14 protein-coding genes are annotated in these 17,049 nt (G+C 64.1%); 11 read left to right on the top strand and 3 right to left on the bottom strand.

Annotated features, from left to right (window positions below; translation table 11 throughout):
• Positions 1–7 precede the first annotated feature (7 nt).
• The 9 genes from gmd to API01S_RS00890 are packed head-to-tail and all read left to right on the top strand — an operon-like array spanning position 8 to position 9,533.
• Entirely contained in the window at positions 8–1,117 is a 1,110-nt protein-coding gene (gene gmd / locus API01S_RS00930) for a GDP-mannose 4,6-dehydratase (RefSeq protein WP_006220581.1), read from the top strand.
• Positions 1,118–1,123: 6 nt separating this feature from the next.
• Entirely contained in the window at positions 1,124–2,086 is a 963-nt protein-coding gene (locus tag API01S_RS00925) for a GDP-L-fucose synthase family protein (protein ID WP_006220582.1), read from the top strand.
• Between the two features lie 33 nt (positions 2,087–2,119).
• Positions 2,120–3,436 carry an oligosaccharide flippase family protein gene (locus API01S_RS00920; RefSeq protein WP_050729928.1) on the top strand — a complete coding sequence of 439 codons (1,317 nt, stop codon included), beginning with the start codon at positions 2,120–2,122 and terminating at the stop codon, positions 3,434–3,436.
• A gap of 22 nt (positions 3,437–3,458) precedes the next feature.
• Positions 3,459–4,361 (top strand): glycosyltransferase family 2 protein, encoded by a 903-nt coding sequence (locus tag API01S_RS00915; protein ID WP_039883386.1) that lies wholly within the window; start codon positions 3,459–3,461, stop codon positions 4,359–4,361.
• 12 nt (positions 4,362–4,373) lie between these two features.
• Entirely contained in the window at positions 4,374–5,678 is a 1,305-nt protein-coding gene (locus API01S_RS00910; RefSeq protein ID WP_061302681.1) for an O-antigen ligase family protein, read from the top strand.
• Positions 5,671–6,801: a glycosyltransferase gene (locus tag API01S_RS00905; protein WP_006220586.1), complete on the top strand. Its 1,131-nt coding sequence runs from the start codon at positions 5,671–5,673 to the stop codon at positions 6,799–6,801. The genes API01S_RS00910 and API01S_RS00905 overlap by 8 nt, the downstream gene beginning before the upstream one ends.
• Positions 6,802–6,814: 13 nt before the next feature.
• Entirely contained in the window at positions 6,815–7,702 is an 888-nt protein-coding gene (locus API01S_RS00900) for a glycosyltransferase family 2 protein (protein ID WP_061302679.1), read from the top strand.
• Positions 7,699–8,259 carry a putative colanic acid biosynthesis acetyltransferase gene (locus API01S_RS00895; RefSeq protein WP_006220588.1) on the top strand — a complete coding sequence of 187 codons (561 nt, stop codon included), beginning with the start codon at positions 7,699–7,701 and terminating at the stop codon, positions 8,257–8,259. The genes API01S_RS00900 and API01S_RS00895 overlap by 4 nt, the downstream gene beginning before the upstream one ends.
• A complete protein-coding gene (locus tag API01S_RS00890; RefSeq protein ID WP_061302678.1) occupies positions 8,256–9,533 on the top strand; it encodes a glycosyltransferase WbuB in 1,278 nt (425 codons plus the stop codon). Before API01S_RS00895 ends, API01S_RS00890 begins: the two co-directional genes overlap by 4 nt.
• Positions 9,534–9,646: 113 nt before the next feature.
• On the opposite strand, the gene API01S_RS00885 is transcribed toward API01S_RS00890, so the two are convergent.
• The 3 genes from API01S_RS00885 to API01S_RS00875 form a co-directional block, all read right to left on the bottom strand.
• A complete protein-coding gene (locus tag API01S_RS00885) occupies positions 9,647–10,309 on the bottom strand; it encodes a response regulator transcription factor (protein ID WP_039883387.1) in 663 nt (220 codons plus the stop codon).
• 354 nt (positions 10,310–10,663) lie between these two features.
• Entirely contained in the window at positions 10,664–11,413 is a 750-nt protein-coding gene (locus API01S_RS00880; RefSeq protein WP_006220592.1) for a response regulator transcription factor, read from the bottom strand.
• Positions 11,414–11,975: 562 nt separating this feature from the next.
• The gene (locus API01S_RS00875; RefSeq protein ID WP_006220593.1) at positions 11,976–13,580 is read right to left on the bottom strand and encodes a glucosamine inositolphosphorylceramide transferase family protein; all 1,605 of its coding nucleotides are present in this window, start codon (positions 13,578–13,580) and stop codon (positions 11,976–11,978) included.
• A gap of 389 nt (positions 13,581–13,969) precedes the next feature.
• Here API01S_RS00875 and API01S_RS00870 point away from each other — a divergent pair, with 389 nt between their 5' ends.
• On the top strand, positions 13,970–14,641 hold the full coding sequence (locus API01S_RS00870) for a TetR/AcrR family transcriptional regulator (RefSeq protein WP_039883389.1): 672 nt from the start codon (positions 13,970–13,972) through the stop codon (positions 14,639–14,641).
• Positions 14,642–14,691: 50 nt separating this feature from the next.
• Positions 14,692–17,040, top strand: a complete 2,349-nt coding sequence (locus tag API01S_RS00865) for an acyl-CoA dehydrogenase (RefSeq protein WP_061302676.1) — start codon at positions 14,692–14,694, stop codon at positions 17,038–17,040.
• Positions 17,041–17,049 lie beyond the last annotated feature (9 nt).

Below are 17,049 nucleotides of genomic sequence, written 5' to 3'. Positions count from 1 at the left end.
TACAACCATGCCAAAACGGGCACTGATTACCGGCGTTACCGGACAAGACGGGGCCTATCTGGCCGAGTTCCTGTTGGCCAAGGGCTATGAGGTCCATGGCATCAAGCGACGCGCTTCGCTGTTCAACACCGCCCGCATCGACCATCTGTACCAGGATCCGCATGACAAGCCGCGCAACTTCGTGCTGCATCACGGCGACATGACCGACTCTTGCAGCCTGATCCGTATCGTGCAATCGGTGCAGCCGGACGAAATCTACAACCTGGCCGCGCAGAGCCACGTGGGGGTCTCGTTCGAAGAACCGGAATACACCGCCAATGCCGACGGCCTGGGCACCTTGCGCCTGCTGGAAGCGATCCGCATCCTGAAGCTGGAAAACAAGGCGCGCTTCTATCAGGCGTCCACATCGGAGCTGTACGGCCTGGTGCAAGAGACGCCGCAGAAGGAAACCACCCCCTTCTATCCGCGCAGCCCTTACGCCGCCGCCAAGCTCTACGCCTACTGGATCAGCGTGAACTACCGCGAAGCGTATGGGATGTACGCCTGCAACGGCATCCTGTTCAACCACGAATCGCCCAAGCGCGGCGAAACCTTCGTCACGCGCAAGATCACGCGCGGCCTGGCGCGCATCGTGCTGGGTTTGCAGGAATGCCTGTACCTGGGCAACCTGTCCGCGCTGCGCGATTGGGGTCATGCGCGCGACTACGTCGAAATGCAGTGGCTGATGCTGCAACAGGACACGCCGGAGGATTACGTCATCGCCACCGGCTTGCAGTACAGCGTGCGCGAATTCATCAATACGGCGGCCCGCGAGCTGGGCATCCTGCTGGCGTGGGAAGGCGAAGGCCTGGAAGAAACGGCCACCGTGCTGTTCTCGCCGGTGCATGACGTCAAGCCCGGCCAGGTCATCGTGCGTGTGGACCCGCGCTACTTCCGTCCGACCGAAGTGGAAACCCTGTTGGGCGACCCCACCAAGGCGCGCGAAAAGCTGGGCTGGTCGCCGCGCACCACGTTCGCGCAGCTGGTCAAGGAAATGGTGGAAGCCGACCTGAAGGATGCGCGCCGCGACGCGCTGGTCGAACAGAACGGCTACGAAATCTACGCCTACAAGGAGTAGCGCGCCATGACCCATCAGGACCAACGCGTATTCGTGGCGGGCCATCGCGGCATGGTGGGCGCCGCGATCACCCGCGAACTGCAACGCCGCGGCTATCCCGACGTGCTGACGCGCACCCGTGCCGAGCTGGACCTGGAAAACCAGAACCAGGTGCACCGCTTCTTCTCGACCACGCCGGTCGATGTGGTGTACCTGGCCGCCGCCAAAGTGGGCGGCATCCTGGCCAACCAGAACCATCCGGTCGACTTCCTCTACAAGAACCTGATGATCCAGTGCAACGTGATCCGCGCCGCGTATGCGGCCGGCGTGCGCAAGCTGCTGTTCCTGGGTTCGTCGTGCATCTACCCGCGCGAGGCGCCCCAGCCGATCCGCGAAGACGCGCTGCTGACCGGGCCGCTGGAAGCCACCAACGAGCCCTACGCCATCGCCAAGATCGCCGGCCTGAAGCTGTGCGAAGCCTACCAGCGGGAGTATGGCGCGCGCTTCATCTGCGCCATGCCCACCAACCTGTACGGCCCGCACGACAACTACGACCTGCATAGCAGCCACGTGCTGCCGGCGCTGATCCGCAAATTCCATGAAGGCCGCGAAGCCGGTCAGGAAAGCGTGACGATCTGGGGCACGGGCACGCCGCTGCGCGAATTCCTGTACGTGGATGATCTGGCCAAGGCCTGCGTCATGCTGATGGAGCATCCAGACGCCGAGGGCATCTACAACATCGGCGCGGGCAAGGACATCAGCATTGCGGACCTGGCGGCGCTGGTGGCGCGCGTGGTCGGCTACCAGGGACGCATCGTCTACGACACGGCCAAGCCGGACGGCACGCCGCGCAAGCTGATGGATTCGTCGCGGGTGACGGCGCTGGGCTGGCAGCCCGCCGTGTCGTTGACCGACGGCATCGCGCTGGCCTACCAGCACTTCCTGCGTGAACGCGCGGATCAATCCCAATCGGCGCTGCCCGTGGCCTGACGGCCGCGCCAGCACTAACCACAGGCTTCCCCGATGCTTGGATTCGTCAGGAAACACATCGCCGGCAATGCCTCCTTTTGGGGGCTGGTGGAATACGGCATCGGCCCGGTCGCGGCGCTGGTGGCCCTGCCCATTCTGTTCCGGCAGTTGGGCACGGTGGGCTTCGGCCAGTATTCGATGATCATCGCGCTGGCCGGGTTCGGCAACGCCGCCAACCTGGGCGCGGCCGTGACCGCCACCAAGCTGGTGTCCGAAAGGATGCACGAACCGGGCGGCGCTTACCGCGCGGCCGGCGTCAGCATGTCGCTGATCGGCTGCGCGCTGGGCGTGGTGACGCTGGCCGCCGTATTGCTGTGGGCCGTGGTGGGCCTGGCCTGGCCGGCCGCCACCTTTGGTGGCGTGGCGGTGACGCTGCTGGCGCTGCCCGCCCTGGCCATTTACCTGACGCAGCAATACGACCAATTGTTCTCGGGCTGCCTGAAAGGCCGAGAGGATTTTCGCGCCACCGCGCTGTGCGAGGTCTTCAGCCGCAGCGGCACCATGGCGCTGGCCTGCGCGACCGCCTGGATGACCGCCTCGCCCACCTACACGGGGCTGGCGCAGGCGCTGGGCCTGCTGGTGGCCGGCAGCGTCAAGATGCGTGTGTTCTCGCGCACCTATGGCCATGTGCTGGTGCGTCCGGTGCGCGACCGTGGCGCGATGATGGACGCCTTCAAATTTTCGCGCTGGTCGTGGCTGAACAGCCTGAGCGCGCTGGCTTTCGGATCGGTGGACCGCGTGCTGGTGGGCAGCATGATGGGCCCGGCCGCGCTGGCGATCTACACGGTAGGCGTGCAGGTCGGGCAGATCATCCACACCGCCGCCGTCGCCATCTTCCAGAAGGCGATGCCGCGCGTGACCCGCCTGTCGGTGTCGCCGCCCTACGCGGGGGCTGTCGAACGCGAGATCCGCCGCATGATGACGTGGAACCTGGCGCTGTCCGCGACCGCCACGCTGGCCGTGCTGGCCGTCAGCCACCCGCTGTTGAACCTGCTGCTGGGCGACAACGTGGCGGCGGGCCACCTGGGCACCTTCCAATTGTTGATCGTGGCCTCCGGGCTGCTGTCGTTGAACGCCGCGGCCCACTTTTCATTGCTGGGGCTGGGCAATTCGCGCGCCGTCGCCATCCTGAACGGGTTGGGCGGACTGGCGATGCTGTGTGTCATGGCGGGCCTGGTGCACGCGGCGGGCGAACACGCCGCGGCCTGGGGCCGCATGGCGTATGCGGCGATCACGCTTGCCGGCGTGGCGCTGGCCATCCGCCAATCCCGCCCCGAGTTTCCGGGCGCGCTGCCTGCGGCCACCCGATAACACCAACATGCTGAGGTCTTACATGCGCAAGCGTCATAACGAGTACTCACGTCAGCTCATCGACTTCGTCCGCGAGCTGCGTCCGCCCGCGCCGATCGCCAGCGGCCTGTTGCCGAAGGTGACCATCGTGACCCCCTCGTTCAACCAGGCCAAGTTCCTGGAGCGCACCATCCTGTCGGTGCTGAACCAGGGCTATCCGCGTCTGGAGTACATCATCATCGATGGCGGCTCGACCGATGGCAGCGTGGACATCATCCGCAAGTACGAGCGTTACCTGACGTATTGGGAAAGCACTCCAGACCGGGGTCAGTCCCACGCCATCAACAAGGGCTTCGAACGCGCCACGGGCGATTACGTCGGCTGGCAGAATTCGGATGACCTGTACTTCCCCGGCGCCCTGCGCAAGCTGGGCACGGCCGCCGCCCGAGGCCGCGCGCCGATCGTCAGCGGCAACCTGTTCGTGGCCGACGCCGACAACCACATCTTCCGCAAGATCCACTACACGCCGGTCAACCGGGGCACGCTGACGGTGGTGAAGGCGTCCATCCCGAACCAGTCCGCCATCTTCCGCCGCGACCTGCTGCGCAAGTATGGCCTGCTGCAAGAGAGCATGCGCTATTGCATGGACCTGGAACTGTGGAGCCGGCTGCTGCGCGAGGGCAAGAACCTGATCGTGCCCGATGCACTGGGCGTGTACACCGCGCACGACGAAACCAAGACGGCGCTGATGCAGGACGTGCTGCTCGAAGAGCGCGAGCAGATCGTCACGCGCATCCGCCGCACCGAGCCCGGCCTGGGCAAGCTGTTCGAACTGTCATGCCGCGCGTCCAAGGTGGCCGCCCACGCACGCCAGGGCGACCTGTCCTACCTGTTCGAGAAGCTGACCACGAAGATCTTCGGACGCGACGACTGGGCCGCTCACTAGGATGACGCCGACATGAGCACGCACCGCCGACTATCCACCCTGCATCTGCTGGGCCTGTTCGCCTTCACCGCGCTGGCCCTGAACGATGACCGCTTCATCCTGGGCGTGGGCAGCTTCAAGCTGTCGCCGTTCGACGTGCTGTTCGTGGCCATGCTGGCCGTGAAGGCGTTGCGGCTGGCCGAGCCCAGCGCCTACGCCCTGCCGCGCGGCCTGCTGGGTGCGCTGCTGGGCTTGCAGGCCATGTCGGTGATCTATCTGCTGCTGGTGTCCATGCACCATCCCGGCATCGAAACGGGCGACGTGGCGCGCGACCTGCGCATCGTCTTCTACTTTCTGTGCACGCCCTTCCTTTGCTACAAGGACATCGACAGCCCCGCCGCCTACGCCGTGCTGCAAAAGTACATCGTGGCGGCCTGCCTGGCGGTGGCCACGCTGATGCTGCTGGAACAGTTGCAGGGATTCAGCGTGTCCAACCCGCTGCGCAACGTGCGGCTGGGGGTGTGGGCCATTCCATTCGGCGTGGTGTCGCTACTGACCTTCCGGCGCACGCTGAACGTGTCGGGCCCCAAGGCCTATGCGTTGACGCTGTACATGCTGCTGGCGCTGGTGTTTTCGCTGAACCGCAGCCAGTACCTGCAACTGGCGGTCTCGGTGGTGATTGCGGTGCTGCTGGGCACGGGGCCGGAAATCCGCCGCCGCGCGGTGCTGATCTTCGCGCCGGCCGCCGTCGCGGGCGTGCTGGTGTTCGCCAGCATCGGCTACCTGGACGTCCTGACCAACCGCATCTTCAGCGTCGAAAAGCTGGACGAAGACTCCAGCTACGGCGCGCGCATCCAGGAGATGCAGGGGCAGATGGATTCCTTTGCCGAAAGCCCCGTGTTCGGCAAAGGCGCGGGATTCCGCAGCTGGGTGATGGGCGAGAACGGCTTTGAACTGAGCACCTTCGCGCACAATTCCTGGGCGTTCTACCTGATGAAGTTCGGCGTGGTCGGCACCTTCATGATCATGCTGCCGCCCTTGCTGATCCTGCTGCTGACGCTGCTGCGACGATACGCGCACCCCGGCCTGGAGATGCACCGACGCTACCTGCTGGCCACGGCGCCCATCTACATCTTCATCGATTCGCTGTCCGGCGGACTGGCGTATGCGCCCAAGACCGCGTTCACCGGATTCCTGTTGTGCTATTGCCTGTCGCTGATGCGCAATGCGCAGATCATGCCCGTGCCCAGGGCAGACACGCCACGCGCGCCGCTAACCCCCAGCCACCGTCCGGATGCCGTGCGCCGGTCGCCACCGCGAGTAATCCCACATGCCTGATGTCTTGTTTGTCGCGCCAGACTTGCACGGCGGCGTCGGAAGATGCGTTGCCTTCATCGTGGATGCCCTGCCGGAACAGGGCGTCGATTCGGCCCTGTTCCTGCTGCGCTCGCGCAATCGGGAGTATCCCGTCGCCAACCCGAAGGTGACGCGCGCGCTGCCCATCCTGGAATCGCCCACCCAGTTGCGGCTGATGCTGCCCGTGGCCTTCATGCGCCTGATGGCGCAGATCCGCCGCGACAAGCCGGCCATCGTGTGTTCGCATGGCCTGCTGTGCAACATGCTGGTCATCCTGGCCAAGAAGCTGTTGCGCGGCAAGTTCCGGACCGTGGCGTTCGAACACAGCAGCCCGGCCATCCACTACGGCGCATCGAAGATGCGGCGCCTGAAGTGCTGGCTGGTCAGCCAGACCTATCGCCGGCATGACGCCGTGGTGGGCGTGTCGCGCGGGGTCAAGGAAGACCTGGTCAGCATGTTTCCGCCGCTGCGCGGCAAGGTGCATACGATTTACAACGGCGTACCGCTGGACAACGTGCGCCGCCAGGGCGCGCAGCAGCGCCCGGCCCGCGACGGCGCGGCGCCGTATCACGTCGTAGCGGTCGGCCGGCTGGAAGCCGTGAAGGACTACGCCACCCTGGTGGACGCGGCCGCGCTGGTGGACGACCCCGGCATCACCTTCACCATCCTGGGCGAAGGCTCGGAACACGCCGCCTTGCAAAAGCGTATCGACGAGCGCCCCTCGCGCAGCCCCGTCACGCTGGCCGGCCACATCGACAACCCGTTTCCCGTCATCGCCAGCGCGGGCGCGTTCGTGTTGACGTCCATACGCGAGAGCTTTGGCAACGTACTGGTCGAAGCGCTGTGCCTGGGCGTGCCGGTGATTTCCACCGACTGTCCGCATGGTCCAGCCGAAATTCTCGATGCCGGCCGCTACGGCCTGCTGGTGCCGGTGGGCGACGCGGCGGCGTTGGCCGACGCAGTGCGCCGGCTGGCCTACGACGCGCAGATGCGCGAGCAACTGGCCGCGCAAGGCCCCGAGCGCGCAGACGCATTTTCCCTAGAGCGGCATTGCCGCAACGTCATCGCGCTATTCAAGCCGTTGATGCAACGCGGCACGCCCTGAACAGGACAGCATCATGCAGAAAATACCGGTTTCCGTGGTCGTCATGACGAAGAACGAAGAGCGCAACATCGCCAAGTGCCTGAAGGCGCTGGTGGAGTTCGACGAAGTCTTCGTGGTCGATTCAAACAGTACCGACGCCACCTGCGCGATGGCGATGGCGCTGGGCGCCCGCGTTTCCAACTTCCAATGGAATGGCAAGTATCCGAAGAAGAAGCAATGGTGCCTGGAACAACTGCCCTTCTCGCATCCGGTCGTGCTGTACGTGGACGCCGACGAAGAAATGACGCCGGCGCTGGCGGCCGAGATCCGCGAAGTGCTGCCGCGCTTTGCCGCGGGCGCGGGCGGCGCGTTCGTGCCCTTCGACTACGTGTTCTGCGGCAAGAAGCTGGAACACGGCCATCGCGTCTACAAGCTGGCGCTGCTGGCGCGCGACCAATCGCGCTTCCTGGACTACGACGACCTGGACGTGGCGCACATGTGGGAAGTGGAAGGCCACTACCAGCCGCAGGTCAAGGGCGAGACGTTCGCGCTGCGCCAGCGCATGGTGCACAACGATCACGATTCGCTGTTCCATTACTTCGACAAGCACAACCGCTATTCGGATTGGGAAGCCAACCTGCGCACCAAGGGCCTGATGAACGATCCGCGCGAAGCCAACGTGGGCGCGCGCGCCTTGCTCAAGCGCATCTTCCAGGCCATGCCGTTCAAGGCGCCGATCTCGTTCCTGCATTCCTATGTCTTCCGGCTGGGCTTTCTGGACGGCAAGGCCGGCTATGACTACGCGGTGGCGCGCGCCATGTATTACTGGCAGATCCGCATCAAGACCGAAGAATTGCAGAAGGCCCGGCTGGCGCGCGCCAGCGAATCGGAAGCTAGCGCCGTGACGGGGGCCGTCAAATGAGCGCGCTTCAGCAACTGGATCGATTTGCGCTGGCGCCTGGTCAGCGTGGCCGCTCCGCGCTGACGGTGCAGCTGTGGTGGATGGTGCAGGCCACGCTGTTTCGCTGGTCGCCCCAGGTGGCGTATGGCTTTCGGCGTTGGCTGTTGCGCTGCTTTGGCGCGCAGGTGGGCAAGAAGGTGTTGATCCGGCCGTCGGCCACGGTGACCTATCCGTGGAAAGTGCAGATTGGTGACTACGCCTGGATCGGTGACGACGCCGTCCTGTACAGCCTGGGACCCATCCATATCGGCGCGCACGCCGTGGTGTCGCAGCGCAGCTATCTGTGCGCGGCCGACCACGACGCGGGCCAGCCCGACTTTCCGCTGCGCGAACGCGCGGTGAGGGTCGAGGACGGAGCCTGGGTCGCCACCGATGTCTTTGTCGGACCGGGCGTGACCATCGGCCGCGAAGCCGTGGTGGGCGCGCGCAGTTCCGTGTTTCGCAACATGCCGGCGGCGATGGTCTGCCATGGCAATCCCTGCCGCCCGGTGCGCCCGCGCATGGCGACGGCGCCATGAAGATTCTGATCTACGGCATCAACTACGCGCCCGAGTTGACCGGTATCGGCAAGTACAGCGCCGAGCTGGCCGAGTGGCTGGCCGCGCATGGCCATCAGGTCAGCGTGGTGACCGCCCCGCCCTACTACCCGCAATGGCAGGTGCACGAGGGCTATCGCGCGGGACGCTATCGACGCGAGGAACGGCGCGGCGTCACCGTGCGCCGCGCGCCGCTGTGGGTGCCGAAGCGCCCGGGCGGGCTCAAGCGCCTGATCCACCTGGCCAGCTTCGCGGTATCCAGCCTGCCTTCCTTGCTGCGCGCGGCCGCGAGCCGGCCCGATCTGATCCTGGTCGTGGAACCGGCGCTGTTCTGCGCGCCCGCGGCCTGGCTCACGGCGCGTCTGTGCGGCGCGCGCGCGTGGCTGCACATCCAGGACTACGAGGTCGACGCGGCGTTCGAACTGGGCCTGCTCAAGGGAGCCGGCCTGCGGTCGATGGTCAAGCGGGCCGAGCGCTGGCTGATGCGCCGCTTCGATCGCGTGTCGACGATTTCGCATCGCATGCTGGACCTGGCCATCGCCAAGGGCGTGGAGCCCGAGCGCGCGGTGCTGCTGCCCAACTGGATCGACGTCAACGCCATCACGCCGCGCGCCGATGGCGGCGATTACCGCGCGGAACTGGGCATCCCGGACAACGCGATCGTGGCGCTGTACTCGGGCAACATGGGCGGCAAGCAAGGCTTGCAGACGCTGGCGGAAGTGGCGCGGCGACTGAGCCGCGAGAGCCGGCTATGGTTCGTGTTCTGTGGGCAGGGCCCCGAACGCGCGCCCCTGCAAGCGGCATGCCAGGGACTGGACCGCGTGGTGTTCCTGGACTTGCAGCCAGCCGATCGGCTGGGCGCCTTGCTCAACACCGCCGACATCCATCTGCTGCCGCAGCGCGCCGGCGCGGCCGACCTGGTCATGCCGTCCAAGCTGACCGGCATGCTGGCCAGCGGCCGGCCGGTAGTGTGCGGCGCGGCCCCTGGCACCGAGCTTGCCGGCGTCGTGGCGCGCTGCGGCCTGTTGACGCCGCCGGAAGACGCCGAGGCCATGGCCGAGGCCGTGCGCAAACTGAGCTACAACGCGCAGATCCGCGAAACGCTGGGCGCCGCCGCGCGCCTGTACGCCTTGAACAACCTGCACGTGGACGCCGTGCTGGCCGCGGCCGAACGGGAGTTCGCCAAGGTGATCGGCAGCCGCGCGACGCCCCCGGCCCCCGCCGTCGACGCCCGTCCGCGCGAAGGCGAACGCTAGCGCTCGTTGATCGTTGAGTCCTGGCGGCAAAAAAAACGGTAGAGATTTCTCTCTACCGTTTTTTTTTGGCGCGGCGGCGCCAAGCGCCGTCGTTGGATTCGGGGCAGGCGGCGTCAAGCGCCGTCCTTCTTGACGGGTGGCAGCGGGCCGCCTCCACGCACCAGACCCATCTGCACAGCGATATAAGCCGCCTCGGCCTGATTGCGCGCGTTCAGCTTCCAGTACAGCGTGCGCGCGTGGCTCTTGACCGTGGCGACCGATATGCCGACGTGCTGGCCGATTTCGCGCATGGTCTTGCCTTGCACCAGCAGTTGCAGGATCTCTTCCTGGCGCTGCGTCAGCTCACGCAGTTCCTGCATGGGCGCATGCGCCGCGCCTTGCGGCCGCCCTGCCGGTTGTGGATAGCATTCTCCGCCCGCCACCACCAGGCTTACGGCAGCGGCCAGCGCATCGGGACTGGACGCCTTGGGCAGATAGCCCGCCACGCCGGCGCGCGCGCACGCGCCCATGACGGCGGGGTCCAGCACCGAATACAGCACCAGCACCAGCCTGGGCATGAAGAAGGCCATGGCTTGCGAAACAAGCCCGATGTCCTGTTCCGCGATGCCGCTGCAACCAATCACCAGCAACTCAACTGGACGGTTGATCGAACTGGACATGTTAAGGAGATGAGCTGGCGAAATTGCCAGGATGTCGTCGGCGTTCCGTACACGCTCCAGCACATGCTGGATCGCGACGCGAAGCAGAGCGTAGTCTTCGATCAGTACGGTTGTCATCCCGGGGAGAACCTTGTGACACATGGCCCATTCACGGTTCCCATGACGTCGGCGCATCACGCTGCAATGGCAGGTTATGTGCGGCGCCAGCCCCAAGGGAATCTTGCCCGCGCTATTGGGTCACGGCGGCGAGCCGTTGTAATTCGCGCTCTTGACCCATGCTTGCGGACACAACCCATGCTATCAGCGGCTACGTTCGCTGAATCTCGTTCAGGAGGATGATTGGTGGAGGAAAGCCGCATCCGAATTGACTGCGGTTACTGATATAGATGACTTAGGCGGGATGGTGGTGGGGCGAACCCGGCACCAGAACAGACCTGTTCCTGGCAGCCGGGCAGGCGGCGCGCCTTGTTTCTACCCCAGCTTGCGCCCATAGATCTGCCCGGCGTCCGATTCCCTGCCATTGGGCTCATGCCATTCCAAGGTCGCACCGCGTTGCAGGGCCGCGTAGACGGCTTCTCCCTTGTTCTTGACATGCAGACGCTGGTAGAGCGTGCACGCATGCGTCTTCGCGGTAGCTACCGAGATGTTCAGCATGCGACTGACGGTCTTGATCGGATATCCCCTTGCCAGCAGCACCAGTACTTCGTATTGGCGCGGCGTGATCTGAAGCAGCTGCGCACCGGCGCTGACCGGCATGGAGCCCTTGCTGGAAGCGTCATCGCCATCGCGTGCCGGCAACGCGCAGACCGTGGAGGCAGGCGCTTGCAATGCCTGCTCGCTGGGAAAACACTGACCGCCGGCCATGACCAGGCGAATCGCCGCTTCGAGGATTTCGACCGAGGCCGTCTTCATCAAGCAGCCATACACACTGGCGCCAGGCAAGCCCTGCACCGGCATCGGCAAGGGCATCACATCCGTCAACAGCAGAATCCGCTTGGGCGTCAGAACGCGCTGAATTTCGTGCAGCGCGCTCCATGCTTCATCGGTATCCACCGGCAATCCGTAGATCAAGAGATCGGCGCCAGCGTGCGCGCCATCGGCCTTGGACAAATCTGCCAAGCCCATACCCTCGATTTCCCACACATCGTCCAACTTGCTGAGTATCTGCCACAACCCCAACCGCAGTAGCGGATGGGCTTCAATCAGGACCATCTTGGCCATGGTGTCCTCCCGGTTTTTCGACGGGCCTAGAAGGGATCTTCGCTGTGCTGAAGACTATTTTTTTTCCAGCTCCGCGGGGGTGGTCCGCAATATCCCGGAATATCTAATGACGCTGGACCGGGGCATTTGGGCTGGGCAACTTTGGTAGCCAACATAACGGATGGCATGGACCCATCTTATGGTTCGAAACCTTCAAAATCAAGACGTTTCAGGGCGATATAATCCGACAAAAACAGAAATCATTCGTTAGCCTTAAACAGCCTCGTAAATAAGGATGAGAACGTCGTCTCACCCTTTTTACCGCTAGGGTTTACACCAGCTTCCCCAGGGGCCAAGGGCATTCTCTCCTAGGGCGGCCTCGCCCAAGAGGCTTGATCCGTAACGATATCGAACGAACCACGGGCGAAAAAAAGCCGCGGTGCGGCGCTAGCCGTTCGCGGCGAAATGAGCCGAAATGTGGCCGAAAAACTTTCGATATGTTTCCGCGGACACACCGTGCCCGGGCGCGGTTCGCTCATAAGCAATATAGGTAACATTTTTATTTTGTCGCTTGAGCCTTCATTTACTCCATATAGGCGAAGTCAAATACGGTATGACCGCCCTGATGGTGCCAATGGTGCATTGAAGCATGACGCTTGCGCAAAAAGCTGGCGTAGTGGATTTCGCCATCCGTTTCCACATAAGTGGACGGCGTGAGCTCTTCAATGCGGTTCAGCGACACGCCCTTGCCGTAGTGGCAGAAGCCCTGGTACTGGGCACAGCGGATCACCTCTCCCCCAGGCGACACAACGATTCCCGCGTTGCGGGCGCGCATCGGGTTGCGCACGATGGGGTTGCAGGCATGGGGCGTCCATTCGGTCGAGCGCGGCGAATCCGAAAAAAACGCAAATAATTCATCGCAATGACTTTGGCCGTCCGTACGATCAATATTTGTTAATAGCCACCAATATTCGCCGTGTTTAAAAATAATGGTATCTACGGCGGATATATTCGTCATCAGCGTGACGTCCAGCTCCCATTTCAGCGGAAATTCGGTGCATTTCCACAACTCTATACTGCGATTTCCGCACGTCTCCGGAACCATGTAGGTCACGCCTTCGTGTTCAAAAATATACGGAAAAGATAAATGATAGGGCAGGTTCAGCGCCGTGCCCAACAGCCGGAAAGCCCCGTCGGAGTAGGTCGCGACGGAAATTGTGCCCTTGCGGGAAGTGAAGTCGTAATCTTCAAAAAATATATAGGGTTTTTTATCGTGCGTATAAACAAACGGATCTGCGAAGAACCTACCTTTGGGAGGTTGTAAAACCATGGCCTCCGAAACCACCGCCTGTTGCCTAGATGAGGGAAACATACCGATCCGCCATCGGATATTCCGCTTCATGATGCGCCGCACAATCAAATCCGAAATTAACCACGCCTGACGCGCGATATATGCGGCGCTATCCCACTGCCCAGGGTCGGCGCGGCGCGGGCCGCTCATGATCTGCATGTCGGGCGCCGGCTCGTTCTGGCGCGCACGCGCCAGGGCCTGCAAGGCGTCGTAGACCATGAAGTTGCCCAGGCTGAACGCGCGCGCCTGATTCTTCAACCAGAACACTTCGGTATTGAAACTGCGCTGGTCCAGCAATTCATCCTGCTCGGCCTTCTCGCCCACGCGCCAGAGTTTTACGGTGGTGTGGTCCTCGCGTTGAAAGACTTCCCAGAAACCCGCGTAGCGGCTGGTCGACACGGCGATATCGGAATAGCTCAACTGCCAGACGCCCAGGCGTGCCCAGCCGCTCATCTGCGCGCGCGAAGCACACGGAGCGCCCAGCGTGATGACCAGGTCCAGGCCCAACGCCGTCACCGCGTCCTGCGCGCCGGGAGTCGACTCGCCCGAGTCCAGGGGCAGCACCGGCACCGATGGCGACGGCATGCTTTTGCGCAGATCGGCGCACGCCAGCGTCTGACGTTGCTTGGCCGGCAGCATACGGGCTTCGAAGCGCGACAACGTGCCGAACAAAGCCTTCACGCCCAGTCGCGGCGCTTTCTCGCCGCCCTCGCCGCTCATCACCAGTAAGGCGGAGATGTCGAAGTCCTGACTATGGACGAGCCAATCCACCATCTCATGCATCCAGCCGGGTTGCTCATACCCGTCAACCAGCAGTCCTACTCGGTAGGTTTTCATATGTCCCGCTCCTGTGTCAGGGCGTCTAGGGCGAGCGCACCGGCCTGGCGCGCGGGCTTGCCTCTCTCATCGCCGGTACAACGCAATTAGGTCCTCGCGCTGATACTGCGGCGTTTTCTCCGCGGCTTCCAGACCGCAGACAACCTAGGCCGGCCGCCCGAGGACGAACGGCTCAAACTCCTGCTGGTGGGCGAGTTGCTGTCGTGCATCTGCGTGCGCGGGCTCATCCTTCTGGTCTAGCTGACCCGGTATAGCGAGCCCGCCGCCTAGTACTCAAGGGATGTTGCGTCCGTACGTTAGGGGTAAACCCTGTTGGGGATAGCCGAGGCTCGCTTCTCCTCCTGCCCTCACGCATAATGGCTTTTAAACGAACGTTTGAATTCAACACTATGCAAGAAATCAGAACTCCCACTACCCGCGAATCCATCCTGGACACCGCCGAAGCGCTTTTCGCGCAACAAGGCCACGAAGGCACATCGATGCGTCAAATCACCGGCGCGGCCGGTGTCAATCTGGCGTCGGTGAACTATCACTTCGGATCGAAAGAGTCACTCGTCCAGGCGGTGCTGAAACGGCGGCTGGAAGTCCTGAACCGCGAACGCATGCGCCTGTTGGACGAACTTGAGGCGCAATCCGAAGGCAAGCCCTTGAAGCCCTCCCAGATCGTCGACGCCTTCTTCGGCACGCTGCTGCGTTTGGCCGCTGACCCTGCCCAGGCCGGCAGCACCTTTCTGCCTCTGCTGGAACGCACCATGACGGACCCGTCGGATTTCATCCGCGCGCTGTTCGCCGAGGAATACGCCGACGTGCTGGAGCGTTACCGCAACGCCCTGTTCGCCGCCCTGCCCGACGTGCCCAAAGCCGAAATCGTCTGGCGTTTCCAATTCATGCTGGGCGCGACGTCCTACGCCATCATCGGCACCGACCTGCTGCGCTCCGTGACGGGCTGGCAGATCGACGAAGCCGAACAACCCGACAACCCCGAGCTGCTCTTGCCGCGCCTGATGAGCTTCCTGCTAGGCGGCCTGCGAGCGCCGCTGCCGCCCGTGGCCGGCGCCTGACCGGTATCCCGCCAGATCAGAACAAAACAGATTCCTACGGAGACAAAGACATGAACGCAGTCATCCTCACGCTCGTCGTCATCGCGGTGCTTGCCGCCATCGTGCTGGGCGTGCGGCCGCTGCGGCGGGCGCTGTTGTCGGCGCCCATCTTCAATCTGTATCGCAAGGTGCTGCCGCAGATGTCGGACACCGAACGCGACGCGCTCGAAGCCGGCACCGTCTGGTGGGAAGGCGAACTGTTTCGCGGCCGTCCCGACTGGAGCCGCCTGCTGGCCTACCCCCGCCCGCGCCTGACCGATGCCGAGCAACAGTTCCTGGACAACCAGGCCGAACAAGCGTGCCGCATGGTCAACGACTGGAGCGTCACGCAGGAACGCCATGATTTGCCGGCCGAGGTCTGGACCTACCTGAAGACCCAGGGCTTTCTGGGCATGATCATTCCGAAGGAATACGGCGGCCTGGGGTTCTCGGCCTACGCCCATTCCGAAATCGTGACCAAGCTGTCGACCCGTTCGTCCGCGCTGGCCGTCTCGGTCATGGTGCCCAACTCGCTGGGCCCCGCCGAACTGCTGCTGCACTACGGCACCGACGAACAGAAGAACCACTATCTGCCGCGACTGGCCCGAGGCGACGAAGTACCGGCCTTTGCGCTGACCAGCCCCTGGGCCGGCTCCGATGCTGCCGCCATTCCCGATAGCGGCATCGTGTGCAAGGGCGAATGGCAAGGCCGCGAAGTGATCGGCATGCGCGTCACCTGGGACAAGCGCTATATCACGCTGGCGCCTGTCTGCACGCTGCTTGGCTTGGCGTTCCGGCTGTACGATCCCGACGGCCTGCTGGGCGGCAAGAAAGACCTGGGCATCACCTGCGCGCTGGTGCCGCACGATCATCCCGGCGTGGACACCGGCCGCCGCCACTTCCCGCTGAACGCGATGTTCATGAACGGCCCCACGCGTGGCGAGGACGTCTTCATGCCGCTGGACTTCATCATCGGCGGCCCCGCCATGGCGGGCCAGGGCTGGCGCATGCTGATGGAATGCCTGGCCGCCGGCCGCTCCATTTCACTGCCCTCGTCCAACACCGGCATGTCCAAGCTGACGGCACGCGCCGTCGGCGGCTATGCACGCGTGCGCAGCCAGTTCCGCATGCCCGTGGGCAAGTTCGAAGGCGTTGAAGAAGCGCTGGCCCGCATCGGCGGCCACACCTACATGATGGACGCCGCGCGCAGCATGACGGCGGGCGCGGTGGACCTGGGCGAGAAGCCGTCTGTCGTATCCGCGATCGTCAAATACCACGTGACCGAACGCGCGCGCCAGGTCGTCAATGACGGCATGGACGTGATCGGCGGCAAGGGCATCTGCCTGGGCCCCAACAACTTCCTGGGCCGCGCCTACCAACAGATTCCCATCGGCATTACGGTCGAAGGCGCCAACATCCTGACGCGCAGCCTGATCATCTTCGGGCAGGGCGCGATCCGCTGCCATCCCTACGTGCTGGCCGAAATGCAGGCCGCCCAATCGCCCGACGCCAAGCAGGGGCTGGACGATTTCGACCGCGCATTCTGGGGCCACGTGCGCTTTGTGGCCAAGAACAAGCTGCGCACCCTGGGCACGGCCTTGACCGGCGCACGCTGGGTGAACGTCAACGCCGACGTCGCCCCCGACATGAAGCGCTATTACCAGCTGGTCAGCCGCTACTGCGCCGCCTTCGCGCTGCTGGCCGACACGTCGATGCTGGTGCTGGGCGGCAGCCTGAAACGTCGCGAACGGCTGTCGGCGCGGCTGGGCGACGTGCTCTCGCAGCTGTACCTGATCAGCGCCACGCTCAAGCGTTTCGAGGACGAAGGCCGTCAGGCCGCCGATGCGCCGCTGGCGCACTGGTCGATCCAGGACGCGCTGTTCAAGTTGCAGGAAGCGTTCGACGGCGTGCTGGCGAACTATCCGAACCGTTTCGTGGCCTGGAGCCTGGCGCGCCTGATCTTCCCCTGGGGCCGCACGCAGGCGCAACCGTCGGACAAGCTGGGCCAGGATGTGGCCCGGCTGTTGATCAACCCCAGCGCCACGCGCGACCGCCTGACCTCGGGCTGCCACCTGCCCGCCACCGCCGATGAACCGGTGGGAGCCATCGAACTGGCGCTGGCCGCCACGCTGGAGGCAGAACCCATCGAAGCCAAGATCCGCGAACTTGAAAAGCGCGGCGCGCTGCAAGGCAATCCGCAAGCCAACGTGCGCGACATCGCGGATGCGGCCTACGCGGTTGGCGGCATCACGGCGGAAGAATACGCGGTGGTCAAGCACCGCAACGACTTGCGCGATACGGTGGTGAAAGTAGATGATTTCCCCTTTGACCTGGGCGCGGCGCAGGCCGACCGGCCCGCCGCCGAACGCAAGGTCGCCTGACGGAGGGAA

Source organism: Achromobacter piechaudii NBRC 102461 (assembly GCF_001571245.1).
In the GTDB taxonomy this organism is placed as follows: domain Bacteria; phylum Pseudomonadota; class Gammaproteobacteria; order Burkholderiales; family Burkholderiaceae_B; genus Achromobacter; species Achromobacter piechaudii.
This window is presented reverse-complemented; position numbering and strand designations above follow the sequence as displayed.